Origin of the sequence: Streptomyces sp. HUAS 31, assembly GCF_028198125.1 — a bacterium.
Classification (GTDB): Bacteria; Actinomycetota; Actinomycetes; order Streptomycetales; family Streptomycetaceae; genus Streptomyces; species Streptomyces chartreusis.
The window spans coordinates 970,578-995,611 of sequence record NZ_CP116353.1; the positions used below are offsets into that span (position 1 = coordinate 970,578).

Annotated in this window: 27 protein-coding genes; 8 read left to right on the forward strand and 19 right to left on the reverse strand. The window is 70.6% G+C overall.

The window, feature by feature from the left end; translation table 11 throughout:
- Position 1: 1 nt before the first annotated feature.
- Entirely contained in the window at positions 2-838 is an 837-nt protein-coding gene (locus PGH47_RS04035; protein ID WP_271662258.1) for a 5,10-methylenetetrahydrofolate reductase, read from the reverse strand.
- Entirely contained in the window at positions 839-2,512 is a 1,674-nt protein-coding gene (gene betA / locus PGH47_RS04040) for a choline dehydrogenase (protein ID WP_271662259.1), read from the reverse strand.
- 150 nt (positions 2,513-2,662) lie between these two features.
- Here betA and PGH47_RS04045 point away from each other — a divergent pair, with 150 nt between their 5' ends.
- Positions 2,663-3,460, forward strand: a complete 798-nt coding sequence (locus PGH47_RS04045; RefSeq protein WP_030967265.1) for an IclR family transcriptional regulator — start codon at positions 2,663-2,665, stop codon at positions 3,458-3,460.
- A 9-nt stretch (positions 3,461-3,469) separates the two neighbouring features.
- Here the strand turns inward: PGH47_RS04045 and PGH47_RS04050 are convergent, their stop codons facing one another.
- From PGH47_RS04050 to PGH47_RS04080, 7 genes are all read right to left on the reverse strand, one after another.
- Entirely contained in the window at positions 3,470-4,600 is a 1,131-nt protein-coding gene (locus PGH47_RS04050) for an aromatic ring-hydroxylating oxygenase subunit alpha (protein ID WP_271662260.1), read from the reverse strand.
- A gap of 103 nt (positions 4,601-4,703) precedes the next feature.
- Entirely contained in the window at positions 4,704-5,864 is a 1,161-nt protein-coding gene (locus PGH47_RS04055; protein WP_271662261.1) for an NAD(P)/FAD-dependent oxidoreductase, read from the reverse strand.
- Complete coding sequence (locus PGH47_RS04060) at positions 5,861-6,226, reverse strand: bifunctional 3-phenylpropionate/cinnamic acid dioxygenase ferredoxin subunit (protein ID WP_030967294.1); 366 nt, start codon at positions 6,224-6,226, stop codon at positions 5,861-5,863. Before PGH47_RS04060 ends, PGH47_RS04055 begins: the two co-directional genes overlap by 4 nt.
- Positions 6,227-6,421: 195 nt before the next feature.
- On the reverse strand, positions 6,422-7,054 hold the full coding sequence (locus PGH47_RS04065) for an MBL fold metallo-hydrolase (RefSeq protein ID WP_271662262.1): 633 nt from the start codon (positions 7,052-7,054) through the stop codon (positions 6,422-6,424).
- Positions 7,054-8,139 (reverse strand): S-(hydroxymethyl)mycothiol dehydrogenase, encoded by a 1,086-nt coding sequence (locus tag PGH47_RS04070; protein ID WP_107911361.1) that lies wholly within the window; start codon positions 8,137-8,139, stop codon positions 7,054-7,056. Before PGH47_RS04070 ends, PGH47_RS04065 begins: the two co-directional genes overlap by 1 nt.
- A 241-nt stretch (positions 8,140-8,380) precedes the next feature.
- Entirely contained in the window at positions 8,381-10,684 is a 2,304-nt protein-coding gene (locus tag PGH47_RS04075) for an FdhF/YdeP family oxidoreductase (protein ID WP_271662263.1), read from the reverse strand.
- A 149-nt stretch (positions 10,685-10,833) separates the two neighbouring features.
- Positions 10,834-11,271: a glutaredoxin domain-containing protein gene (locus PGH47_RS04080; protein WP_271662264.1), complete on the reverse strand. Its 438-nt coding sequence runs from the start codon at positions 11,269-11,271 to the stop codon at positions 10,834-10,836.
- A 102-nt stretch (positions 11,272-11,373) separates the two neighbouring features.
- Between PGH47_RS04080 and PGH47_RS04085 the strand changes: the two genes are divergently transcribed.
- Entirely contained in the window at positions 11,374-11,676 is a 303-nt protein-coding gene (locus PGH47_RS04085; RefSeq protein ID WP_271662265.1) for an ArsR/SmtB family transcription factor, read from the forward strand.
- On the forward strand, positions 11,673-12,065 hold the full coding sequence (locus tag PGH47_RS04090) for a VOC family protein (RefSeq protein ID WP_271662266.1): 393 nt from the start codon (positions 11,673-11,675) through the stop codon (positions 12,063-12,065). The genes PGH47_RS04085 and PGH47_RS04090 overlap by 4 nt, the downstream gene beginning before the upstream one ends.
- Positions 12,066-12,113: 48 nt before the next feature.
- Here PGH47_RS04090 and PGH47_RS04095 read toward each other — a convergent pair whose 3' ends face one another.
- The 3 genes from PGH47_RS04095 to PGH47_RS04105 all read right to left on the reverse strand — a co-directional run bounded on the left by PGH47_RS04095 (position 12,114) and on the right by PGH47_RS04105 (position 14,290).
- Complete coding sequence (locus tag PGH47_RS04095) at positions 12,114-13,055, reverse strand: hypothetical protein (RefSeq protein WP_271662267.1); 942 nt, start codon at positions 13,053-13,055, stop codon at positions 12,114-12,116.
- A 140-nt stretch (positions 13,056-13,195) separates the two neighbouring features.
- Positions 13,196-13,987, reverse strand: a complete 792-nt coding sequence (locus PGH47_RS04100; RefSeq protein ID WP_271662268.1) for a matrixin family metalloprotease — start codon at positions 13,985-13,987, stop codon at positions 13,196-13,198.
- Between the two features lie 162 nt (positions 13,988-14,149).
- Positions 14,150-14,290 carry a hypothetical protein gene (locus PGH47_RS04105; protein ID WP_271662269.1) on the reverse strand — a complete coding sequence of 47 codons (141 nt, stop codon included), beginning with the start codon at positions 14,288-14,290 and terminating at the stop codon, positions 14,150-14,152.
- 143 nt (positions 14,291-14,433) lie between these two features.
- On the opposite strand from PGH47_RS04105, the gene PGH47_RS04110 reads away from it, so the two are divergent.
- Positions 14,434-14,676, forward strand: a complete 243-nt coding sequence (locus PGH47_RS04110) for a hypothetical protein (RefSeq protein ID WP_030967281.1) — start codon at positions 14,434-14,436, stop codon at positions 14,674-14,676.
- Between the two features lie 60 nt (positions 14,677-14,736).
- On the opposite strand, the gene PGH47_RS04115 is transcribed toward PGH47_RS04110, so the two are convergent.
- The 5 genes from PGH47_RS04115 to PGH47_RS04135 all read right to left on the reverse strand — a co-directional run bounded on the left by PGH47_RS04115 (position 14,737) and on the right by PGH47_RS04135 (position 19,962).
- Complete coding sequence (locus tag PGH47_RS04115; RefSeq protein ID WP_271662270.1) at positions 14,737-15,195, reverse strand: SRPBCC family protein; 459 nt, start codon at positions 15,193-15,195, stop codon at positions 14,737-14,739.
- Between the two features lie 221 nt (positions 15,196-15,416).
- Positions 15,417-17,684: a protein translocase subunit SecD gene (gene secD / locus PGH47_RS04120; protein ID WP_271662271.1), complete on the reverse strand. Its 2,268-nt coding sequence runs from the start codon at positions 17,682-17,684 to the stop codon at positions 15,417-15,419.
- A 121-nt stretch (positions 17,685-17,805) separates the two neighbouring features.
- Positions 17,806-18,237, reverse strand: coding sequence for a hypothetical protein (locus PGH47_RS04125; RefSeq protein WP_271662272.1), 432 nt, complete (start codon positions 18,235-18,237; stop codon positions 17,806-17,808).
- Positions 18,238-18,292: 55 nt separating this feature from the next.
- Entirely contained in the window at positions 18,293-18,988 is a 696-nt protein-coding gene (locus tag PGH47_RS04130) for a response regulator (protein ID WP_271662273.1), read from the reverse strand.
- A 14-nt stretch (positions 18,989-19,002) separates the two neighbouring features.
- Positions 19,003-19,962: a HAMP domain-containing sensor histidine kinase gene (locus PGH47_RS04135; protein ID WP_271662274.1), complete on the reverse strand. Its 960-nt coding sequence runs from the start codon at positions 19,960-19,962 to the stop codon at positions 19,003-19,005.
- 510 nt (positions 19,963-20,472) lie between these two features.
- On the opposite strand from PGH47_RS04135, the gene PGH47_RS04140 reads away from it, so the two are divergent.
- From PGH47_RS04140 to PGH47_RS04155, 4 genes are all read left to right on the forward strand, one after another.
- Positions 20,473-20,784: a TraR/DksA family transcriptional regulator gene (locus PGH47_RS04140; protein WP_271667977.1), complete on the forward strand. Its 312-nt coding sequence runs from the start codon at positions 20,473-20,475 to the stop codon at positions 20,782-20,784.
- Between the two features lie 122 nt (positions 20,785-20,906).
- Positions 20,907-21,275: a TraR/DksA family transcriptional regulator gene (locus tag PGH47_RS04145; protein WP_271662275.1), complete on the forward strand. Its 369-nt coding sequence runs from the start codon at positions 20,907-20,909 to the stop codon at positions 21,273-21,275.
- Positions 21,272-22,117 carry a rod shape-determining protein gene (locus PGH47_RS04150; RefSeq protein ID WP_271662276.1) on the forward strand — a complete coding sequence of 282 codons (846 nt, stop codon included), beginning with the start codon at positions 21,272-21,274 and terminating at the stop codon, positions 22,115-22,117. Before PGH47_RS04145 ends, PGH47_RS04150 begins: the two co-directional genes overlap by 4 nt.
- Positions 22,118-22,218: 101 nt before the next feature.
- Positions 22,219-22,860, forward strand: coding sequence for an Rv1733c family protein (locus PGH47_RS04155; RefSeq protein WP_271662277.1), 642 nt, complete (start codon positions 22,219-22,221; stop codon positions 22,858-22,860).
- Between the two features lie 106 nt (positions 22,861-22,966).
- Here the strand turns inward: PGH47_RS04155 and PGH47_RS04160 are convergent, their stop codons facing one another.
- Together PGH47_RS04160 and PGH47_RS04165 are read right to left on the reverse strand one after the other, a co-directional pair.
- Entirely contained in the window at positions 22,967-23,866 is a 900-nt protein-coding gene (locus PGH47_RS04160) for an aminoglycoside phosphotransferase family protein (RefSeq protein WP_271662278.1), read from the reverse strand.
- A gap of 120 nt (positions 23,867-23,986) precedes the next feature.
- Positions 23,987-24,826 carry an endonuclease/exonuclease/phosphatase family protein gene (locus tag PGH47_RS04165; protein ID WP_443048467.1) on the reverse strand — a complete coding sequence of 280 codons (840 nt, stop codon included), beginning with the start codon at positions 24,824-24,826 and terminating at the stop codon, positions 23,987-23,989.
- Positions 24,827-25,034 lie beyond the last annotated feature (208 nt).

Here is a 25,034-nt window from a genome sequence, read left to right on the forward strand (position 1 = left end):
TTCAGTCGCCGAGGCGGTCCAGCAGGGCGCGGCGCCATCGCTCGGTCTCGGCGATCTGGTTGAAGGTGAACAGATGCAGGCCCGCCACTGTGGCCGAGGGGACGGTCAGTGCCCCCTCGGCGCGGGTCAGGAGCCTCTCGGGTGCATACCCACCGGGCGTCGCGAACCTCAGGAACCACGAGGGGTGCTTCGTCAGGAAGCGCGTCGACTCCCCCACCCCGATCTTCGTTGCCATGGCCAGCAGCTTCGCCCGCTGCACCGGCCCGGCCACCCCCACGTACAGCGGCAGGGCGATGTCCCGGTGGCGTATCCGGCCGATCCACTCCCCCAGCACCCGCGGGTCGAAGCAGAGGTTGCTCACGATGTACGTGGCGTGCTCGCGCTTGTCCCACATGGCCTGGACGGTGACGTCGTCGTGGATGAGGGGATGGCTCTCCGGGTAGCCGGTGACACCGACGCGGGCGAAGGGCCTGCCCAGCTCGGTCAGCCTGCGCAGCACCGGCAGGGCGCCCTCGTAGGCCCCGGCCGGCGGGTCGGCGTCGCCCGCCGGGACGAAGACGTCGTCGATGCCCACCTCGCCGAGCCGGCCCGCGACCTCCTTAAGGTGCAGGTCGTCGCGCAGCAGCCGGGCCGGCACGTGCGGGACGACCCGGTAGCCGTGCGTGGCGAGGCGTACGGCGAGGTCGAGGGTGGGTTCCAGGCCCTTGACCGGCGACGCCGTCACGGTGACGACGACGTCGCGCGGCACATGGGCGAGGACCTTGTCCTCGGTCGCCCTCGCGGGCAGCACCTCGTAGCGGACGCATTCCAGCAGCGCCCTCAGTCCCGCGGCGGCCAACTAGCGCTCCGCCTGCTTCTGCGCGTCCCGGTGGCGGTAGTACGCGGCCTTCGACGGGGCGAGCGGCTCCTTGCCGAGGATCAGGTCGGCCGCCTTCTCGGCGACCATCATCACCGGGGCGTAGATGTTGCCGTTGGTGACGTACGGCATCACCGACGCGTCGACGACCCTGAGGCCCTCCACGCCGTGCACCCGCATGCTGGTGGGGTCGACGACGGACATCTCGTCGGTGCCCATCTTGCAGGTGCAGGACGGGTGCAGAGCGGTCTCGCCGTCCTTGGCGACCCAGGCGAGGATCTCCTCGTCCGTCTCGACGGACGGTCCGGGCGAGACCTCCCCGTCGTTATAGGCGGCGAGCGCGGGCTGGTTGAGGAGCTTGCGGGCCACCCGGATCGCCTCGACCCACTCGCGGCGGTCCTGCTCGGTGGAGAGGTAGTTGAAGCGCAGGGCCGGGTGCTCGCGCGGGTCCTTGCTCTTGATCTTCACGGAGCCGATGGCGTCGGAGTACATGGGGCCCACGTGGACCTGGTAGCCGTGTCCGCCCGCGGGCACGGAGCCGTCGTAGCGGACCGCGATCGGCAGGAAGTGGAACATCAGGTTGGGGTAGTCGACGTCCTCGTTGCTGCGGGCGAAGCCGCCGGCCTCGAAGTGGTTCGTCGCGGCCGGGCCCTTCCGGAACAGCCACTGCAGGCCGATGAAGGGGGCGCGCCACTTCGCCAGGTACGGCTGCATGGAGACGGGCTGCTTGCAGGCGTACTGGATATAGACCTCGAGGTGGTCCTGCATGTTCTCGCCGACGCCCGGCAGGTCGTGCACGACGTCGATGCCGAGGGCACGCAGTTCCTCCGCGTTGCCGACGCCGGAAAGCTGCAGCAACTGCGGGGAGTTGATCGCGCCGCCGCAGAGGATGATCTCCTTGGCACGGACCTGCTGCGGGGCGCCCTTGCCGCGCTGGTATTCGACGCCGACGGCCTGCTTGCCCTCGAACAGGACTCGGGTGACCAGGGCACGCGTCTTGACCGTGAGGTTGGGGCGCTTGCGGACGGGCTTGAGGTACGCCTTCGAGGCCGACAGCCGGCGTCCGCGGTGGACGTTGCGGTCGAACTTTGCGAAGCCTTCCTGCCGGTAGCCGTTGACGTCGTCGGTGGGGGCGTATCCGGCTTCCTCGGTGGCCTTGAGGAAGGCGCCGAAGAGGGGGTTGGAGGCGGGGCCGCGTTCGAGCACGAGGGGGCCGTCGTGGCCGCGGAACTCGTCGTCGGGGTCGGCGGCGAGGCAGTTCTCCATCCGCCGGAAGTACGGCAGGCAGTGCGCGTAGTCCCAGGTCTCCATGCCGGGGTCGGCGGCCCAGCGCTCGTAGTCCATGGGGTTGCCGCGCTGGAAGATCATGCCGTTGATGCTGGAGGAGCCACCGAGCACCTTGCCGCGGGCGTGGTAGACGCGCCGGCCGCCCATGTGGGGCTCGGGCTCGGACTCGTACTTCCAGTCGTAGAACCGGCTGCCGATGGGGTAGGTCAGCGCCGCGGGCATGTGGATGAAGACGTCCCACGGATAGTCCGACCGGCCCGCCTCCAGCACGAGCACCCGGTTCGCGGGGTCCGCCGAGAGCCGGTTCGCCAGTGCGCTGCCGGCCGAGCCGCCACCGACGATGACGAAGTCGTATTGCAGGGAAGCCATGGTGCCTCGTCTCGCTTGCGCCGTCGATACGCGTGGCATGCTAGACCGGTCCCGCTATACGCACCAGGTTGCGAACAACGCAACTTCGAACGTCTTTGTTGCGACCCGGTTACTTGCGGCCATGTTGTTTACTACGCGTATAGTTTCACTGTGAGCAACTACAGCCATGACACAGAAACGTCGAATTCGCAGGCCGGCGGCGTCCAGTCGGTGGACCGGGCGATCAGCGTGCTGGAGATCCTCGCCCAGCGTGGCGAAGCGGGCGTGAGCGAGGTCGCGGCCGAGATCGACGTCCACAAGTCCACCGCGTTTCGTCTGCTCGGCGCCCTGGAGTCGCGTGGCCTCGTGGAACAGGCCGGCGAGCGGGGCAAGTACCGGCTCGGCTTCGGCATCGTCCGCCTGGCCGGCGCGGTCACCGGCCGTATCGACATCACCCAGCAGGGCCGCCCGATCTGCGAGCGCCTGGCCGAGGAGCTCGGCGAGACGGTCAACATCGCCGTGATGCAGGAGCAGTACGCGATCAACCTGTACCAGGTGCGCGGTCCCGGAGCCATCACCGCCCACAACTGGGTCGGCCAGCTGACCCCCCTGCACGCCACGTCGAGCGGCAAGATCCTGCTGGCGTACCTGCCGACCAAGGAGCGGACGGCGCTGCTGTCGGAGACCGGCCTGAAGAAGGTCACGGCGCGCACCATCACCGCGAAGACGAAGCTGGAGAAGAACCTCGCTGAGACGCGCGAGCGCAAGTACTCCATCACCCTGGAGGAGCTGGAGATCGGCCTGCACGCGATGGCCGCTCCGGTCCGCAACCGCGACGGCGACGTCATCGCCGCGCTGAGCGCCTCCGGCCCCGCCTACCGGCTCACCGAGGACCGTATGCACGAGCTCTCCCCGGTGCTGCTCAAGGGCGCCGAGGAGATCAGCCACCGGATGGGCTTCCTGGGCTGATCCGCCCGGCTACGACAGGGGAGCGCCGAGGCGCTCGTTCACCCAGTCGTGGAACGCACCGATGTGGTGCTCACTGGGCACCAGCACGCCACCTTTGGCGTACATGCGCGACCCCATGCCGGGCTGGGTCCTTTCGCATGCCTCGAAGTCCTGGCGGTTGACCCGGTCGAAGAGCTCCACGGACCGGCTGACGTCCTTGCCGCTCTCGACGACATGCGGCAGGTAGAGCCAGTCGCACTCCACGATCGTGCGGTCCACGGACACCGGGTACATCCGGTGGAAGATGACGTGGTCCGGGACGAGGTTGATGAACACCTGGGGCCTGACGGTGATCGCGTAGTAGCGGCGGTCCTGCTCCTCGCCGACCCCGGGGATGCGGTCCAGGCCCTCGGAGCCGTCGACGGTAAAGCCCTGCACGTCCTCGCCGAACTCGGCGCCATGCCCCACGTAGTACTGAGCGGCGTAGCCGTCCGCGAACTCCGGCAGCACCTCGGTCAGCTCGGGATGGATCGTGGCGCAGTGGTAGCACTCCATGAAGTTCTCGATGATGAGCTTCCAGTTGGCCTTCACGTCGTAGGTGATACGACGGCCCACCTGAAGGTGGTCGATGTCGTAGTGCTCGATGGACTCGACGTCGCCGAGGCGGGAGACGACCTCGCCCATGACGTCCTCCTCGAAGGACGGCGGGTTCTCCGCGAGGCACACCCACACATATCCGAGCCACTCCCGCACGGCCACGCTCACCAGCCCGTACTCGGTGCGCCCGACGTCGGGCATCTTGGTGAGGTTGGGGGCGGCCACGAGCTTGCCGTTCAGGTCGTACGTCCAGGCGTGGTACGGGCACTGGAAGGCCCGCTTGACCTCGCCGGCCTCCTCCGTGCAGATCCTGGCCCCGCGATGCCGGCACACGTTGAACCAGGCACGGATGCCGTTGTCCCTGGCCCGGGCGACGAGGATGCTCTCGCGGCCCACTTCGACGGTGCGGAAGGCCCCGGGCTTCGCCAGCTCCGAGGCGCGCGCGACGCAGAACCACATGGTCTCGAATATGTGCTCCTGCTCCTGGGCGAAGATCCCCGGATCCGTGTAGGAGGTGCCGGGGAGGGTGGCGATCAGGCTGTCCGGCAGGCCGGTCGAGGTCACGGTGCACTCCTCGGAGGACGTCGGGGAGCGCCCCTCAGGGGCGCGGGGAACTGCGCGAGCAGCCACAACGGCGCCGCGGAAAGACAACAACCCATCTGGGTGCTCACAGCGGAGCGGCCAGGTGCTTGCGCCAGCGCGTGAACAGCCTCGGCTGGTTCATTCCGAGCACGGCGACCGGGATGCCGGACCGCCGGTAGACGGCCAGGACATTGCGCTCGTCCGGGGTGCCGTCCTCGATGGTGACGCTGTCGGCGCCGGCCGCGTGACCGGCGAACTGGATCTTCACGCCGTACTGGTCGGACCAGAAGTACGGCGGCCGAGGCACACCCGGTTCCACGGCGCCGCCCGCCAGCAGTGCGGCGATCGCGGCGTCGGGACGCTCACGCGCGCCGGTCCAGTGCTCGACGCGGCGGTGCAGGCCGGCGCGCGGGTCGTACCAGTTGGCACAGTCGCCGACGGCGACCACGCCGGCCAGGCTGGTGCGGCCGTCCGCGCCGCACTTGACGCCGTTGTCGAGGACGACGCCGGAGCCTTCCAGCCACTCGACGTTCGGACGGGCGCCCACCCCGACGACGACGATGTCGGCGGGGACGGTGCGGCCGTCCTCCAGCAGGACGGCGTCCACCCGCCTCTCGCCGCTCAGCCCCTTGACGCCCACCCCGCACAACAGGGCCACGCCGTGGTCCGCGTGGAGGGCGGAGACGACGGCGCCCATCGCCTCGCCGAGGGGTCCGGCGAGCGGTGCGGGGGCCGCCTCCACGACGGTGACCGCCAGCCCGAGGGCGCGGGCGGTGGAGGCGACCTCGGCTCCGATGAAGCCGCCGCCGATCACCGCCAGCCTTCCGCCCAGGGCCAGTTCGTCGCGCAGGGCGCGGGCGTCGTCCAGGGTGCGCAGGGTGTGCACCCCGGCCAGGCCCGCGGAGCCGGGGAGGGTGCGGGCCGCGGCACCGGTCGCGATGACGAAGCCGTCGGCGCGGACCTGGCGTCCGTCGGCGAGCCGGAGGGTGCGCTCCGCATGGTCGAGCGCGACGGCCCGGGTGCCGAGCAGCCACTCGGCTCGCAGGTCCTCGTCGTCCGACTCCAGCGCGAGCTCCGGTTCGCCGAGGGTGCCGGCGAGGAACTCCTTGGACAGCGGGGGCCGGTCGTAGGGGCGGTGGAGCTCGTCCCCGATGACGACCAGCCGCCCGTCGTAGCCCTGCTTGCGCAGTGAGCGCGCCGCCGACAGGCCGGCGAGGGAGGCGCCGACCACGGCGACTGTCCTCACGCGGGACCTCCGGCGAGCCGCGCGGCGATGCAGGGCGGCAGGTTGGGGGCCTCGGTGGAGAGCCGGACGTGGATCATGCCGTCCTCGTCGACGACGACCTCGTGCGTCCGGACCGGAAGCTTCGCCGGCGGGGCGTCGACCGCGCCGGTCCTCAGGTCGAACTTCGAAGCATGCAGCGGGCATTCCACCTCGCAGCCCTCCAGCCAGCCGTCGGCGAGCGACGCGTCCTGGTGGGTGCAGGTGTCGTCGATGGCGAAGAGCTCTCCATCGTCGGTGTGGAACACCGAGACCGGCGGATCGATGTCGAGCCGGTGGGCCTCGCCTCGCGGGAGATCCGCGAGACGGCACGCGGGAATCATCATGACACCTCGGGTGCGTATAGCGAAACGGATTGCGGTAAGCGCAACGTCAGTCTGCGGGCCGCTCAGAAGCGTTGTCAAGGCGTCAAAACGGCTCGTTCGCACCGGCCCGCCGAACGGCCTCCGGGCAGCGCGAAACGCCCGGTCCACCTGCGCAAACAAGCGGAACGGACGCCTCACGAAGCCCTGTTCAGGCACTCAGAACCCGCGGTCGATCCACTCCTCGAGATGCGGGGCCTCGGCCGCGACGGTGGTCGTATCGCCGTGTCCGGTGTGCACGACGGTCTCCCCGGGCAGCGTCAGCAGCCGGTCCCGGATCGACTCGATGATGGTCGGGAAGTGGCTGTACGACCTCCCGGTCGCGCCCGGCCCACCGCAGAACAGCGTGTCGCCGCTGAACAGCGCCCCCAGGCGCGGCGCGTGCAGACAGACCGCGCCCGGAGCGTGGCCGGGCGTGTGCAGCACGGTCAGCTCGATGCCGGCCACGGCGATGACCCGGCCGTCGGTGAGCTCGGCGTCCGGCGCCCGGTCGGGATGGGTCTGCTTCCACAGCGGCAGGTCGTCCGGGTGGAGCAGGACCGGGGCGCCCGTGCGGGCGGCGAGTTCGGGCGCCGCGTCGATGTGGTCGTTGTGGGCGTGGGTGCACACGATGGCCGTCAGCCGCCGGCCGCCGACGGCCGTGGCGATGGCGTCGGCGTCGTGCGCCGCGTCGATGACGATCACCTCGTGGTCGTCGCCGACGATCCACACGTTGTTGTCGACGTCCCAGGTGCCGCCGTCCAGGGAGAACGTCCCCGAGGTGACGAGGTGCTCGACGCGGGCGCCGGCCATCAGAGGACCACCACCGAGCGCAGCACGTCACCGTGGTGCATCCGCTCGAAGGCCTTCTCCACGTCGTCCAGCGCGATGGTCTCCGTGACGAAGGCGTCGAGGTCCAGACGGCCCTGGAGGTAGAGGTCGATGAGCATGGGGAAGTCCCTGCTCGGCAGGCAGTCGCCGTACCAGGAGGACTTCAGCGCGCCACCGCGGCCGAAGACGTCGAGCAGCGGCAGTTCGAGCTTCATCTCCGGGGTCGGCACACCGACCAGGACGACGGTGCCGGCGAGGTCGCGGGCGTAGAAGGCCTGCTTGTACGTCTCGGGGCGGCCGACGGCCTCGATCACGACGTCGGCGCCGAAACCGCCGGTCAGCTCGCGGATCGCCTCGACGGCGTCGGTGTCCTTGGAATTGACGGTGTGGGTCGCGCCGAGCTTCCTGGCGGTGTCCAGCTTGCGGTCGTCGATGTCCACCGCGATGACCTTCGCCGCGCCGGCCAGGTTCGATCCGGCGATGGCGGCGGCGCCCACACCGCCGCATCCGATGACGGCGACCGAGTCGCCCCGGCCGACGTTGCCGGTGTTGATCGCGGCGCCGATGCCTGCCATCACGCCGCAGCCCAGCAGCCCGGCGGCCGCGGCCGACGCGGTCCGGTCGACCTTCGTGCACTGTCCGGCCGCGACCAGCGTCTTCTCCGCGAAAGCGCCGATGCCGAGCGCCGGCGCCAGCTCCGTGCCGTCGGTCAGCGTCATCTTCTGCTTGGCGTTGTGGGTGCTGAAGCAGTACCAGGGGCGTCCGCGCCGACATGCCCGGCAGTTCCCGCACACGGCACGCCAGTTGAGGATGACGAAGTCACCGGGGGCGACGTCGGTGACGCCCTCCCCCACCGACTCCACGACGCCCGCGGCCTCGTGGCCGAGCAGGAAGGGGAAGTCGTCGTTGATGCCGCCCTCGCGGTAGTGCAGATCGGTGTGGCAGACCCCGCAGGCCTCGATCTTGACCAGCGCCTCACCCGGTCCCGGGTCGGGCACGATGATCGTCTCCAGGCTGACGGGGGCGCCCTTGCCCCGCGCGACGACAGCACGGACCTGGTGCGTCATGGCCACTCCTCGGCTGATCGAGACTCAGAATCAGATGTTGCTCATTACGGCACTCATCTCATGTGCCGCAACACAGCATCCTGGAGGGCCGGGCGGCGGTCAAGGAGGGAGACAGGGGTTCACGCGGCTGGGCGATTTCGGCTCGGAGCATGCCGAAGGACCGGCGGGGCCGGGGAGCGGAGACGCCGGTGTGTGCCGCGTGCAGAGGTGTACGCGCGGCCGTCTTCCTGGCTTTCGCGGGCTACGCGCCCGTGGAGCTCGGCTCCAGCCTGACGACGACGGACTTCGAGGTGGGGGTGTTGCTGACGGCGGCCGTGGAGTCGAGCGGCACCAGGACGTTGGTCTCAGGGAAGTAGGCGGCGCAGCACCCTCGCGGGGTCGAGTAGGCCACGGTCCAGAAGGCGGGTGCCCTGCGTTCCACGCCGTCGCCGAACTCGCTGACGATGTCGACCATGTCCCCTTCGGCGAAGCCGCGTTCGCGAAGATCATCGGGGTGCAGGAAAAGCACGCGTCGACCCTGTTGGATGCCGCGATAGCGGTCGTCGAGCCCGTAGATCGTGGTGTTGTACTGGTCGTGCGAGCGCAGCGTCTGGAGCAGCAGCCGCCCCGGCGGGACCTCCGGGTACTCCAGCGCGTTGGCGGTGAAGTTGGCGAATCCGGTCGCGGTCGTGAACCGGCGCTCGTCGCGGGGCGGATGGGGCAGTGCGAAGCCGCCCGGCTCCCGGACCCGGGCGTTGAAGTCCTCGAAGCCGGGGATGACGCGTTCGATGCGGTCCCGGATGCGGTCGTAGTCCGACTCGAACTCCTCCCAAGGCACCAGCGGGCCGCTCTCCCCGAGGGTGGCGCGTGCCATACGGCTGATGATCGCGACCTCGCTGAGCAGTTCCTCGGACGCGGGCGCGAGCCGGCCCCGGGAGAGGTGCACCATGCCCATGGAGTCCTCGACCGTGACCAGTTGGGGCCCGCCGGGCCGCAGGTCGGCCTCGGTGCGGCCGAGGCAGGGCAGGATGAGGGCCTGTTCGCCCGCGATGACATGGGACCGGTTGAGCTTGGTCGAGATCTGGACGGTGAGGCGGCAGCGGCGCAGCGCCTGCTCGGTCAGGTCGGTGTCGGGTGCCGCGGCGACGAAGTTGCCGCCGAGCGCGACGAAGACCCGTACGTCGCCGTCGCGCATGGCGCGGATGCTGTCCACGGCGTCGTGTCCGTGGCGGCGCGGGGGCGTGAAGGCGAACTCGGTGCCGAGCGCGTCCAGGAAGGCGTCGTCGGGCTTCTCGTAGATGCCCATGGTGCGGTCGCCCTGCACGTTGGAATGGCCGCGCACCGGGCAGAGGCCGGCACCGGGGCGGCCGATGTTGCCGCGCAGGAGAAGGAAGTTGACGACCTCGCGGATGGTGGGCACGGAGTGCTTGTGCTGGGTGAGTCCCATCGCCCAGCAGACGACGATCTTCTCGGCGTCCAGCACGCGGCGGAACGCCTCCCGGATCTCCTCCTCGGGCAGGCCGGTGGCGGCCAGGATCTCGTCCCACGACGCCTTGCGGGCGTGTTCGGCGAACTCCTCGAAGCCGTGTGTGTGCCGCTCGATGAAGGCGGTGTCCAAGCAGGTGCCGGGGGCCTCGTCCTCCGCCTCCAGCAGCAGGCGGTTGAAGGCCTGGAACAGGGCCTGGTCGCCGCCCAGTCTGATCTGGAGGAACTGGTCGGCCAACCGGGTGCCGCCGCCGAGGACGCCGGAGGGCCGCTGGGGGTTCTTGAACCGCAGCAGCCCTGCCTCGGGCAGCGGGTTGACCGCGACGACACGGGCGCCCCGCCGCTTGGCCGTCTCCAGGGCGGAGAGCATGCGGGGGTGGTTGGTGCCGGGGTTCTGGCCGACCACGAGGACGAGGTCGGCCTCGTGGAGGTCCTCCAGGGTGACGCTGCCCTTGCCGATCCCGATGGTCTCCGTCAGGGCCGAACCGCTGGACTCGTGGCACATGTTGGAGCAGTCGGGCAGGTTGTTGGTGCCGAAGCCCCGCACGAACAGCTGGTAGAGGAACGCGGCCTCGTTGCTCGCCCGTCCGGAGGTGTAGAAGGCGGCTTGATCAGGGTGATCAAGAGCGCGTAGCTCACGGGCGACGACGTCGAACGCGTCGCCCCAGGAGATCGGCCGATAGCGGTCACTGCCGGCCGGGCGGTACATGGGACGCGTGAGCCGCCCCTGCTGCCCGAGCCAGTAGTCGCTGCGCGGGAGCAGATCCTCCAGCGTGTGCTCGGCGAAGAAGTCCGCGGTGACCCGGCGGACGGTGGCCTCCTCGGCCACGGCCTTGGCGCCGTTCTCGCAGAACTCCGCCCGATGCCGATGCTCGGGCTCCGGCCAGGCACACCCCGGGCAGTCGAAGCCCTCCTTCTGATTGACCCGGAGCAACGTGAGCAGACTGCGCCGCACGCCCATCTGCTCACCGGCATGCCGCAGCGAGGAGGTGACCGCGGGAAGCCCGGCGGCGTACCCCTTCGGAGAACCGACCCTCAGACGGGCGTCGCCGGGGTCCTCATCAGGTGCCTTACGAGTCATGTGAGGCGCTGCTCCGGGGTGTAGGGGTTGCGGGCCGGGCGGGTGCCACACCGCACGCGAGTTGCGAATTACACAACATCTGCGTAATGCGCAACGAACTCAAGGAAGCCCGAGCCCCGGACGCATGTCAAGGGCTTCGCTACAGATGATCAGGCGGAGGGGAAGAGATGCTCCCGCGCCCATTCCGGATCAGGGTTGGTGTGCGGCTGCCCCGCCACGACCACCGTCGGCACGGTCTCATTGCCGTCGTTGACGGCCCGTACCGCTGCCGCGCCGGCCGGGTCGCGCCAGATGTCGACCCAGTGCGCCCGACGGGCGTCGCGGCCCAGCCGGACGCGCAGGCGCATGCAGTACGGGCAGCCCGGGCGCCAGTAGACGATCGGCCGCCCGTCGGCAGCGCTGCGGCGCTGCGCCTCCAGGGCACCGATCGACCTCGGGAAGATCAACGGCGAATTGACTCCGGCGAGCAGCACGAACACCAGCAGGAGCGCGGCGGCCGCGCCGGGGCTGCCGTCGAGGAACAGCGCGGTCGCCACGGCCGAGCCGCCGACGACGAGCAGCAGGGGCAGGAACCAGGCGCGCGTCATGATGACGCAGGCTATCGGCGAGCCGGGCGGACACACACCCCGGTCGCGGGCCCGGCGCATCCCGACTTGATAGGCAAGCGACGGCTTGCCTATGCTGGAGTCGTGGCCGATGACCTCTTCAAAGCCCTGGCCGACGCCACCCGTCGCACCATCCTCGACGAGCTCACGGAGAAATCCGGACAGACACTGTTCGAGATCTGCTCGCGACTGGCCATGAAGCACCAGCTGGCCATTTCCCGCCAGGGAGTCTCCCAGCACCTCGCCGTGCTGGAGGCCGCAGGGCTCGTCGAGACCAGGCGGGAGGGCCGCTACAAGTTCCACGACCTGAATACGGCCCCGCTGCGGCGGATCACCGAACGGTGGCACGTCCCCGAGACATCCGGACCGGAGAAGAGCACCTCATGAAGATCCATCTGACCAGCGTCTTCGTCGACGACCAGGCCAAGGCCCTGCACTTCTACACGGAGATCCTCGGCTTCGTGAAGAAGCACGACGTTCCCGTGGGCGAGAAGGACCGGTGGCTCACCGTCGTCTCCCCCGAAGAGCCCGGCGGCACGGAACTCCTGCTGGAGCCCGTCGGTCACCCGATCGCCCGGACCTACCGCGACACCCTCGTCCAGGACGGCATCCCACTGGCCCAGTTCGCGGTCGAGGACGTCAACGCGGAGTACGAGCGGCTGCGCGCCCACGGCGTCCGCTTCACCCAGGAGCCCCTGGAGATGGGCCCCGTCACCACGGCCGTCTTCGACGACACCTGCGGAAACCTGATCCAGATCGCCACCCAGCCGGGGTAGGCGGTCGGGTACCGGGAGGGGGCCCGGGCAGGCGCCGCCCGCTCGCCGTCACCGAGCCAGCGGCCGCCACCGGGATTCCCGCCCGGGATCGATGCCGCTCAGCCACACCAGCGCCCCATCGACCAGGCCGGGCTTGTCCCGAGCGGCCAGGGACGGGGCTTCGAGCATGTCGGCGGCCTCTTCCAAGTACGTGACGAGTGTGTCGAGCTCCTCGACGACATCATCGTTGTAGCGGGACCAGCGGCCCAGGTAGCCGGTCTCGGCGTCCAGGTACAGGCCCGAGGTGGGGTCGGACGGGCCGCGGGTGACGACCGGGATCCAGGTCACCTTCCATACGGTGCCCGGCTCGCACTCGGGGCGGTCTGCGCGGGCGGCCTCGTGCCGGGCCTGGGAGTCCATCCGCTGCCGGTGGACCTCGACCACGGCGTCCAAGGTCATCAGGGCTCCATTGCCCGGAAGGCACCCCGAGCCTTCGACTCCGTCGTCACCCGCGGTCAACAACCACAGGGCGCTCAGCTCGACGGGTATCCGGATGCCGAGTTCGTCCTCCACGGTGGCGACGGCGGCAGGCCGCGCTCCGGGCCGGAGCGCGGCGTAGGAGTCGGGGGCGTGGTGCTGGAGCAGGCGGGTGACGCGGTGCCAGGCGTCGGCGACCTCCCGGACCGTGACCGCGGTGAGGGCGGGATCGGCGGCCGGCTCCGGCTCTCGCTCCGGTTCCCCGGCGTCCGCTTCCGGCTCGACGAAGGAGGCCGGGGCGACATGCCGGATCACGACCCTCTCGGGCTCGCGGATGTAGCCGACGGCCAGGTCGGGGCAGTCCTCGAAGACGTCGCCGTCGACCATCACCGTGAGGATGCCGGGCAGCCCCGACGGCCGTCCCATGTCCGGGTCGTCGGCCAGTCGACCGGCCAGCACCTTCAGGGCGTAGGGGACGCCGGCGCCGAGCCCGGTGGCCAAGTCGCTCACGTGCGAGGGTATTTCGACGTTCACGGCCGGACGCTCCTTGCTGATCGGGTCACGAGCGATCCCCCACAGTAGGACGCCCGCGTCCACACGGGCGGGTGCGCCTCGGACACGGACTCGCTGACGGAGCAGCTCACCGCATCCGAGACGACCGCGACCCAGGACCGTCAGGTGCCGGGCTTCGGGTACAGCTGGTTCAGTACGGCGAAGTCGTCCGACGACGGGTGCTGCGGGAACTCCGGTACGGAAAGGCAGCTGTTGGTGGATCCGTTGTGGTCGAGTCCGAGGGCGTGGCCCATCTCGTGGCAGGCGACGCTGCGCCGGGCCGCGTAGGTGTTCGGGGTGACCTGGTCGTTGAGCTTGACCGTGACGCTGCCGTCGACGAAGTAGCCGCCCGACGTGGACGCCTCGGTCAGGCCGTACCAGGCGGTGCCGTAGTTGCCGCTGTACACGTGCACGCAGTGCCGCCCGCCCCCTGGGCAACCGGCGGTGTGCCAGCGGTAGTAGGCGTCGATGCCGGGGGCCTGGTACCAGTCGACCCGGGCGTCGGTCACGGGCCACGAGTCGCCGCTGTGGTCGAGGAAGTACACCTGCGGGTCGTTGAAGGGGCCGTAGGCCCACTTGTGGCCGCACCAGGCGGAGGCGGTGCCGACGATGGGCGAGCAGCCGGCGATGCCGATGCCGAGCGCGCTGTTCTCGTCCTGTACGCCGCGGACGCCCTGCCTGCGCAGCGTGCTGCGCAGTTCGTCGGCCGTGACGCCCGGGGCGGGTTCGTAGATGGCGGTGTAGGTGGTGCCGTCGGAGCGCGGTTGGACCACGTAGACGGCGTTGTCCGCCCCGGCGCGGTCGGACGAGGGCCCCGTCGGGGCAGCCGTGTCCGCCTGCACCGCCGGGGCCGAGAGCGCGACCACCAGCGCGGTCACTGCCAGTCCGATCGCGGTTCTCGTTCTTCGCAGCATGTCGTTCCCCCTGTGGCCCGCGACCGCCTCCCGCCGACTCCTCGCGGCGGGATCCATGAGCGGCCGTGGACAGACGAGCGCAAGGGTGGCATGTCCTCGACAATCAGGGAACGACGTCAATCGGCCACATTGGACCCCTATGGCGGAACCCGGCCGGACGGATCAGAGGTGCGGGACGGTGGTCGGCGTCGGTGCGGGCGCCGCGGTGCCATGGGGTGGCCGTTCCTGGCAGCCGCGCCGGCTGATCACCCTGATCCTGATGTCGGCGTTCGCGGCCTCGCTCGCCGCCCGGACGTGCGCCACCCGGCATCGCCTCCGGGCCTCACCGAGTTCGTGGCGACCGAGCTCTCCGAGGAGACGTTCCGAGGCCCTGCCGGCCGGTTTCGACGCTCCGCCAAAAGGGCCGTACCGAACATCCTGTCGCCCGTCTCGTCGTTGAGCCCGGCATGAAGATCATCACTGCCGCGGCACTCGCCGGAGCGGCTCTCCTCATGGCCGCCGTCCCCGCCTCCGCCGACGACGGGCCCGTCGACTTCGGCATCTTCCAGGGAGTCAACGACACCAAGGGCTCGAACAGCACGGACTCGGGCACGACCTGGAGGCAGACCGACAACGGGAGCGGCGCAGCCGTCCCGAAGTCGCCCCTGACCATGCTGGTGGACAGCCTGGCGTGGTCCGGCCGGCAGTGACGTGACCGGATCCCCGAGCCGGTGAGGGCGGGGCTGTCCTCCCTCACCGTCCGGGTCGGGTCAACGCGACGGAATCGCCGCTTCTGCCGCCGCCCTGATCCGCGTGCCGAAGCCCGGAGCGTCCTTGCGGGCGGCGGAGAGCGCCAGGCCGACGAGAAGCTTGCCGATGCCGTGGCCTTCCAGAACGTTGTGGATACGGACCTGGGTCCTGCCCTCGCCGAGCGGTTCCAGGTCGTAACCGCCCTCACTGGCCGTGACGATGTTCTTCGACACCTCGGCCCAGCGAATCTTCGTGGGGGCCTGGAGTTCGGTGATGCGGAACTCCCTGGCCGTCTTCATCCCGGCGTCCTTGACCGAGCTGCGGAAGACCGTGCCCACGGCGGTCGGGGAGTCGGGGACCCGCTCGATCTTGAGCACGCGGGGGCTGAACTGCGGGTCGTTGCGTCCGTCGGCGAGGTAGTCGAACACCGCCTCGACAGGTCGATCGACCTCGAACGTCGCCTCAAACCGTCCTGCCATGAGCACTCCTCGATCGCTTGAGCCGCAGCGTGCCCGCGGCTCATCCGCAGGCCGTCCGCCGGGTCTGTGGGGAACCGCCCCTTGGGCATGCGAGGAGCCGCGCCGCCCGTCCTGTCGTGGCGGCACCGCGACTCTATGGGGCCGCTGGGCATCCCGCGAGGCGAACGACGCGAACCCGCGCCCGAGATGCCGGGGCGCGGGTTCCTGTGTGCGACGAGGTGTCAGCCCGCTTCCTGCTGTCGGCGCCGCCGGGCCGGCGGATTCAGGCTGAGGGTGAGCGGGGCCGCGGTGAAGACGGAGGAGTACGTGCCGACCGCCAGGCCGATGAGCAGGGCGAGGGCGAAGTCGGTGAGGGTGTCGTCGGCGAGGACGGCGAGGGCGGTGAGGATGATGGCGGCTCCCATGCCGGTGTTGACCGTGCGGGGCAGGGTCTGGAGGATCGCCTGGTTCGTCAGGCGGGACGACGGTGTCGTGCGGTCGCGGGCGAGGAGTTCGCGGATGCGGTCGAAGAGGACGACCGAGTCGTTGACCGAGTAGCCGATGACGGTCAGCAGGGCGGCCAGGAAGACCCCGTCGATCGGCTTGCCCAGCCAGGCGAAGACGCCGACGAGGATCACCACGTCGTGCACGAGCGCGCCGACGGCCGCGGTCGCGTACCTCCAGCGGAACCGGACCGCCAGGTAGAGCAGCTGGGCGCCCAGGGCGAGACCGAGGGCGATGACCGCGTTGCGGCGCAGTTCGTCGCCCAGGCTGGGGCCGATCAGCTCGTCACGGACCTTCTTCGTCTCACCGCCGAGTCCGCCGATGGTGTCGCTGACGGTGACCGCCTCGGTGTTGGTCAGGTTCGCGGTGCGCACGGTGAGGGCGGTGTCGCCGGACGACTGTACGACCGCGCGGGGGAACCCGGCCTCGGTGAGGGCTTCGCGTGCGCGGTCGGGGTCGACGGCCTTGGTCGTGGAGTACTCGATGAGCCGGCCGCCGGTGAAGTCGATGCCGAGGTCGAGGCCGCGCACCAGGACGCCCGAGACGGCCATGACGAGCAGCGCTCCCGACACGGCCAGCCAGCGGCGGGGACGACGCATCAGGAACGGGTTACGGCGCAGCAGTCCGTCCCGTACCCGTCCGGTGTCGGCGATGCCGGTGAGGCGCGGGCGTCGGCGGACCGCAGGCCGTCCGGCCGCGTACTCGGCCAGTACCCGCGTGATGACCAGGGCGCTGATCATGGAGGCGAGGACACCGATGCCGAGGGTGACGCCGAAGCCGCGGACCGGGCCGGAGGCGAGGGCGAACAGGAGGCCGGCGGCGACGAGTGTGGTGATGTTGGAGTCGGCGATCGCGCTGAGCGCGCCGCGGAATCCCGCCGTCAGGGCCGACCGCGGGCTGGGGCGGCTGCGGGCGGCGTACTCCTCACGGGCCCGTTCGAAGACCAGGACGTTGGCGTCCACGGCCATGCCGATGGCCAGGACGAACCCGGCGAGCCCGGGCAGGGTCAGGGTGGCGCCGAGCGCGGCCAGGGCGGCGTAGGAGATCAGGCCGTAGCAGAGCAGGGCGGCGGTCGCGAGCAGGCCCATGAGCCGGTAGACGGCGATGATGAACAGCGCGGTCAGGGTGGTGCCGATGACGGCGGCCCAGGCCGCGGCCTCGATGGCCGCCTCGCCGAGGGTGGCGCCGACGGTGCGCTGTTCGACGGTCTCGACCGGTACGGGCAGGGCGCCACCGGAGATGAGCAGCGCGAGTTCGCGGGCCTCGGCGTCGTCGAAGGAGCCGGTGATCTGGGTCGTGCCGCCAGGGATGCCCGTACCGCAGCCGACGGACGGGTCGACCTGCGGCGAAGAGATGATCTTGTTGTCGAGGACGATGGCGACCCGGCGCTGCGGGTCCCCCGCCGGGTGGCAGGCGGCCTGTGCGGTCACGTCCGCCCACGCGTCGCGGCCGTCGCCGGTGAAGTCGATGGAGACGTGCCAGCCGGCGCCGCTCTGTGGGTCGAAGCGGGCGTCGGCACCCTTGACGTCCTGTCCGGTGAGGGCGGCGGCCTTGAGCCGCAAGGGCTGCCCGGACTCGTCCGGCAGGGTCTGCTCCTTGGCCGGGTCGGCCGGCCCCGGACCGGTGGTGCCGTCGGGGATCTCGGCAGTGCCGAGGACCGGGTGGACCGTGAGCTGGGCGGTGCGGCCCAGGACGTCGGCGGCCTTCTTCGGGTCCTGTACGCCCGGCAGTTCGACGAGGATGCGGTGGTCGCCGGAGCGGACGAGGGTCGGTTCGGCTACGCCGAGCGCGTCGATGCGGCCCCGCAGCACTTCCATGGTGCGGTCGGTGGCCTCGCGGTCGGCTTCGGTGGTGGCGGTGGAGCGGGTTTCGAGGGTGATCTGGGTGCCGCCTCGCAGGTCGAGTCCTAGGCGGACGGGTGTCGTGAGGGCGATGGCCAGCGATGCGGCGATCACGGTGAGGGCGAGCAGCGCACGCGCGCGCAGGGAGTTCTTCCGGCGTTTCAACACAGGCCTCCGGCAGGCACGTCACGGCAGCGGCAGCGGCAGCGGCAGCGGCAGGCAGCGGCAGGCAACGGCGGACCGCGGGCTCGCGTTGCCGTGACGAGGTAAAGGGTGATGGGTTGCTTCAGTTGCCGGTGGGCGCCGGAGGGGCCCTGCCGCGGTCGTGTGCGGATCGGCCGGGGCAGGCGAGTGCGTGCGTGGGTACCGCGGGAGTGCGTGAGCCGACGGCAGGGCGGCCGGCAGCGGCTTCGCCCGGGTCGGTGGCGTGGTGATCCGGCAGGCCGGGGCGCTCGCCGAGCGGGTCGTGCCGGGTTCTGGGCTGTGTCGCGCAGCCGGCGGCGCACGGGCTGTCCGCGCGGGGTCCGTGGTCGGCGAGTTGGGCGCTCGTGGCCGTGGCGGCCCGGTCGTGCTTCGGCCCGTCGATGGGGTGCGCGGTGTGGGCGGGGACCAACGCGAGCAGGACGGCGAGGAGGACGCCGAGCGTTCCGGTGAGCCGATGCACCGCGGCCGAACTCCGCTGCCCGGAAATCGGGATGGCGCGGGATGCCGGGCGCATGCACCATCCCTCTCTGGACGTGTTCGGATCCTTGACGTCGGTCCCTGAAACGGTGTCAGGGTTCGATAAGACCGGAACGGATGGCGTACCGGGTCAGTTCCAGCCGGTCGCGCAGACCTAGTTTGTGCAGAAGATTGGCGCGATGGCGATGCACGGTCTTGACGCTGATGAACAGCATCTCGGCGATCTCCTTGGAGGAGTGGCCCTCTGCGACGAGCTTGAGGACCTCCTCCTCGCGGGGCGTGAGGAGACGTTCGGCGTCCTCCTCGCCGTGCCGGACGCGATCCAGGTAGTTGCGGATCAGGGCCGTGACCGCGCCGGGGTAGAGGAACGGCTCGTTGCGCATCGCGGCCCGGCAGGCGGCGACGAGGTCACGGTCGGCCACCGACTTCAGCACGTAGCCGCAGGCCCCGGCCTTGAGCGCCTGGAACAGGTACTGCTCGTTGTCGTGCATCGTCAGCATCAGGATGCGCAGGTCCGGCTTGAGCGCGCTCAACTCGCGGGTGGCCTGGAGGCCGGTCATGCGTGGCATGGCGATGTCGAGGATGGCCAGGTCGATGTCCTGCTTGCGCGCCTCCTCGACGGCCTCCGCTCCGTCCCCGGCCTCGGCGACGACCTGAAGGTCGGGTTCCCGGTCGAGGATGAGGCGTACACCGCGGCGCACGAGCGCGTGGTCGTCGGCGAGGAGGATGCGGATCGGCGCCGGGCCGGCGGGCGCCGGCGTCGAGGCCGAGGTGGGTTCGGGAGGCATCGGGTCGTGCATGGTCAGCGCTGCTTCCTGGGGACGGGTGCGGTGAGCCGGATCCGGGTGCCGGTGCCGGGTGTGGAGGTGATGTCCAGGGTCGCGCCGGCGAGCAGCGCCCGCTCCCGCATCCCGCGGATCCCGGCCCCCTCGCAGGCGGCCTCGATGCCGCGGCCGTCGTCGGCGATCTCCAGGACCACCGCCTGGTCGGCGCCGTGCAGGCTCACCTCGACCCGGCGGGCGTCCGCGTGCCGGGCGGCGTTGGTCAGACTCTCCTGAGCCACCCGGTACAGGACGAGCTCGCTCTCGTGGTCGAGGGCGGGCAGATCGCTGTCGAGGCGCCGTACGACTCGCAGTCCGGTGTGGGTGGCGAAGTCCTGCGAGAGCGAGGTCAGCGCGCTGACCAGGCCGAGGTCCTCCAGGACACCGGGGCGCAGACGCCTTACCAGACGCCGCACCTCGTCCAGGCTCTCCCGGGTGATCTCCTGGGCCTGCTGGAGGTCCTCGCGCAGCGGCTCGGGGGCGTCGTCCGCAGCGCGCTTGAGCACCAGCAGGATCGCGGTCATGCTCTGGCCGACCTCGTCGTGCAGTTCCTGGGCGATACGGCGGCGTTCCGCCTCCTGGGCCAGCAGCGCCCGGGCGCTGGACGTGGCGCGCTCGTGCTCCAGCCGGTCGAGCATGGCGTTGAAGGTGCGGATCAGTTCGGCCACCTCGCTGCCGGCGGCGCCGGGCACGGGGAGCCGCTGACCGGGGCGCAGCAGGTCGACGGTGGTCATGAGGCGGGTCAGCCGGTCCAGCGGGGCCAGGCCCCAGCGCAGCAGGGTGCCGTTGGCGACGAGCATGACGGCCAGGCCGCCGACCAGGATCATCGCCTCGGTCAGCAGCACCGGCACGGAGACGGTCACCGGCGCCCACAGCAGCAGCGCCGTGGCGATGCCCAGGACCACGGCGTTGAGCCCGAAGATCCGCCAGAACAACGACACGGGGTGTTTCCTCCTTCTACGACCCGACCCTAACCAGCTCGGCTCACAGTCATCGCACCCCCTGCGCGTGAACCGCGGTATCCGGGTCCGATCGGGGGCCTGACCGGATCCGATCGGATCTGACCGGGCCGGGACTCGAACAGGCCTCATCGACCCCGCACCAGCCTGCCCTGCCCCACGCGCGCGGTCGATGGGGCCCGGTCCCCATTTCCCCGGTCATGGGGTACCCATACGCCGTCCAGGCCGGGCGGCGTGTGGTCATCGCGGTCCCGGGCGAATGGGGCCTGCGCCCGATGGGATTCCGACGCCGTACGGAGCAGAGTCGAAGGTGCCAGGGCCGCCCGGTTCGGCGAGGACCCGCGGTCTCCACGGAAGCCCGCGGTCCGACGAACCGGGCGGCCGTTGCTGCGCCCGTCACCTGCTGAGAAAGGACTCGTCGTGCCCCTCGACACCTCCTCCCCGTCCGAGACCCCTCAGGCACCCGACGCTGCTCGGACGCCCCGGGCCGAGATCGTCGACCCCCGTCCCGGTCGGCTCACCGCTCATGAGGCCCGGCAGCGCCTGGAACACGCCCGCAACAGCCGGCTGGCGCAGTTGCAGGCCCTCAGCGAGACGGGCCAGAGCGCGGACGACCATCTGCTGTCGACGCAGGCCGAGGCGATCCAGCGGGTCCTCAAGGAGATCAACGAGGCGTTCGCCCGCATCGACGACGGCTCCTACGGCGCCTGCCTTGGCTGCTCCAAGCCCGTCCCCGCCGAGCGCCTGGAGATCCTCCCGTACACCCGGTACTGCGTCCCCTGCCAGCGCCGCGCCGCCACGTGACCGGCGACTCCCCCGTCTCCACCGACTCGTTCTGATCGACCCCGGTCGGCTCCGATCGGCTCTGATGCAACTCAGAGCCGCCCTGACCGACTTCCTCTCCTGCCCTGCTCAAAAGGGGTGAAGTGGTGAACCACCAGACCGTCGGCGACCGTGCCATGCACCTGTCGCCCGAGGACCTTGCCGCGCTCCGGGAAAACCTGCACGAACAGCGCCTGTTCCGTCAGGACCAGCTGCGCCAGATCGCCGCGGCGCCACGCGCCGAGGAGCTGCTCGGCCGCCGTTCCGCGGCGCAGGCCGAGGTGCACGTCAAGCTCGCCGCGTCCGCGCGCATGGTGCTCGCCGACGTGGAGGCGGCGCTGCAGCGCATGGCCGACGGCAGTTACGGCGCCTGCCATCTGTGCCGGCGGGCCATCGACCGCGAGCGCCTGACGATCGTGCCGCAGGCCCGCTACTGCGCCCGGTGCCAGCAGGTGCGCGAGGCCGGCCGATGACGCTGGTCCCGCGCCCTCGCACCGGCTCTTCCTCCAACCACCGGCACCGGCCCTGGCCGATGTGCCGGCAGTGCTGCGGCCTCGCCCTCGACATGGGCAGCGCGCGTACCCGCGCCTGGATCGCCGGCCGCGGCATGATCCTCGACGTACCCACGATCACGTTCCCGGGCGCCGGGGCGGTGTATCCGATACAGCGGGGCGCCATCGTCGACGTTCCGGGTACGTCCCGGATGCTCGACCGGCTGCTCGGTCACCGTCTGCCCCGCCTCACCCGGCCGCTGGTGGTGGTCACCACGCCGGTCCTGGACGGGCCCACCTACCGGGAACGGGCCCGTACGGCAGTGGAGGTGCTGCGTCCGCGCACGGTGCTGACGGTCCCCACCGCGCGTGCCATAGCGCTGGCCGCGGACGCGGACCTCTCCCGGCCGCTGCTCGTGGTGGACATCGGCGCCCACCTCACCGAGGTGGTCCTCCTCGCCGAGGGCATGGTCTTCGACGCCCGGCGCACGGCGGTGGGCACGACCGACATCTCCGCGCCCGGCACCTCGGCGGAGGTCGTCGAAGCCGTTACGACGATGATCACCTCGATGCTCCGGCAGGACCGCACGTCCGTGACCGCCGACGCCCTGTGCCGGGGTGCCCTCCTGGCGGGCGGCGGGGCGTTGCGTCCCGACCTCACGTACCGGCTCACCGGCAGCCTGCACGCGCCCCTGCGAGCCGTCCCGGCACCGCACACCGCCGCGATCCGCGGCGCCGCGAAGATCCTCCAGTCCGCCCACGCGCACCCTTCGACGAGGTCCGCACATCCGCCCGGACGGGGCACCGGCCCGCACTCCCATTAGCCCCGTCCCCGACTGCCACGGCCGGTGCCGCTCCACCGGCCGTGGCACCCATTCCGGCGTCGCGGCCCCGTCCCGTTCCCGTCCCGCGGAAGGAGAAATCCGTGTCCGGCACGATCCCGCCCGCGCAGCCACCCCCGCCTTCCGACCCCCGGCACCCGTGGGTGCACCCCCTGTCGCTCTGGCTGTGGCGGCACAACCCACTGCGCCGGAGGTCCGACCGCCTCCAGGGCTGGATCGCCCTCGCCCTGCTGCTCCTCGCACCGTTCCTCGGCCTGATCGCCATGTTCACCATCGGTGACACGGCCTACCGGCACTACGTCACGACAGCCGCCGACCAGCGCAAGACCCGGCACCTCACCACGGCCGTACTCACGCACGACGCTCCGCGCCATCCCGAACCCGGCTCGGAGGAGGCGAAGAAGACGCGCTACCCGGCCACGGTCCGCTTCACCGACCCACAGGGCACGATCCGTACCGCACCGACCGACGTGCTGCCCGGGCTCACGGAGGACAGCAGGGTCGAGGTATGGGTCGACATGGAGGGAGCGCTCACCGAACCGCCCATGACCGCGGAACAGATCCGCAGCCGCGCCATGGGCTGGGCCCTCCTCGCCTTCCTGACGGTCGCCCTCGCCGGTATCGCCGCCTACGGCGCCGCAGCCCACGTCCTGAACCGGCGCAACATGGCCGAGTGGGAATCCAAGTGGGCGGAAACCGCGCCGCGTTGGACCACATCCTCCTGAACGACCGGCCGGGCCGGACACCTGATGGCGGCCGACGCCAGGAGCCGCTGCCGCTCGCCCGCCGCCGCAACACCCACCGACAACTCCACTCACTGCGTGGCTGTTGTCAGCCGATGAGGGCTTGGGTGATCTGCCGAGTGGTCTGCGCGGCGACCCGGGGGTTGACCGCGGCGTAGGAGGTGTAGGCGTTCAGGCCGGTGGCCAGGGCCCAGCCGCGGCCCCGCATCCAGGTGTCGTCGTCCACGCCGAGCACATCGCGGAAGGCGGCTCGGCCGGCGGCCGACATCAGGGTGAAGGCGATCATCAGGTCGCAGGCCGGGTCGCCCTTGCCGAGCCCGCCGAAGTCGATGACGGCGCTGAGGCGGCCGTCGGAGGTCAGCAGGTTGCCGGTGTGGAAGTCGCCGTGGAACCACACCGGAGCTTGGTCCCAACCGGGCGCATCCAACGCCGCGTTCCACAGTTCGGCCATCGCTGTCGTGTCGAACACCCCGTCGACCTCGGCGATGGCCAGCCGCGTCGCGCGGTCCCGGTCGGACAACGGCCGGCCGGTGAGGTCGTCGCCGACGTCGACGGCGGGGATGTCCTCGGGCGCGAACCGCTGCAGGGCGGCGAGGAATTGGGCCAGTTCGACCGCGGCGCCGGAGGAGTCGCCCAGTGTGTCGACGGTGGCCACCTCGCCGTCCAGCCAGCGGGACACCGCCCACGGCCATGGATAGCCGAAGTCGGGGTCACCGGCCCCCACCGGTACCGGGACGGCCAGGGGAACGTGCGGGGCGAGGCGGGGCAGCCACCGGAATTCCTTCCTGGCCTGCCCTATGGCTCCGGCATGGCGGGGCAGCCGGACGGCCAGCTCCTCGCCCAACCGGTAGATCACATGGTCCGAGCCGGCCGGGTCGAGCAGCTTCAGGGGCAGCCCGGCCCACTGCGGGAACTGCGTATCGACCAGACGCCTGACCAGTGCCTCGTCGATCCGAGGGCGCAGGTCTGCGGCACTCCCGGCTACCAAGAGCAACTCCCTTTGTCGACCCGCTCCGTGCGACGGGTAGTCGCAACCATCACAGTGGTTCGCGGCTGCACCTGTCGACCGATTTCGCGACGCCCGGCAGCACCTCCTGTGCCGGCTGCTCTAAGTCGGCTTGAGGTCGGTGCGCACCAGGTGATGGTCCGAATTCTCGCTCGGATTCACATGCTGCTCGAGCGGCACGAAGCCCCGCAGGAAGACGTAGTCGAACTTGCTCTGCCAGTCGGTGGTCACCTCACAGACACCGGTGGCCGAGGGGCCGCACCCGGGATCGGCATCCGAGGCCAAGGCCCACATCTTCGTGAGTTCGGGGGATTCCGGCACGGCATTGAAATCGCCGAGAACGATCGCCCTGTCGTACTTGCGGACCTCGGCGGTGAGTACGCCGATCTGCTCGGCCCGGAACTCCTCCTGGCGGCGGTGGGCGAGATGCGTGTTGAAGACGCGAGTCGACTTTCCGCCGACAGTCGTGGTGACTGCCATGTATCCGCGGTCCTCGGATCCGCCGTCGGGGTATTCCACGTTGACGTGGTCCTTCATCGGCGCGATCGAGAGAATCGCCTGACCGAAACCCCCGGGGTTCCACGGCACTCCCCCGCAGCGGCCCCAACTCTGCAGAACCGTCCCGTACTCGACGTGGTAGACGAGCCCGTAGCGACGCTGCAGAGAGTTGCGGATCTTCTCGACATCACGCACGCACGTCTCTTGCATGCCGATGACCTGCGGCGCATACCTGGCGATGTCCGCCGCCCGGTCCTCGTTGCTCACGTCGCAGGGATTGCAGATGTTCCACGTCATGACCCGGTTCGGTACGGCATCCCGAACGGCGTCGGGCGGCGGTGACCCGCCGAAGAGACCATCGCTTGGCGTGCTTGGGCCGACAAGCACGATGAAAGCCACGACCACGGCCCCCGCGAGCAACCCAGTGCCCCTTCCGAACACCACCGCCTCCTCACGTGGACACCCACGGCATCACACATCTCAAGAAAGAGATTAAAAGACGAACCTGTGTGCCACACGCGCCGCTCCCGATCTCAGGAGCACTCGCGCATCTGCGAGAAGGAGCCCCGACCCGGCTCCTCACGCTCGTCACCGCCGACGGGCGGGAACTCGTATCCCCTTCGAGCTGCCGGTGTGGCAGTTCTTCTCCACC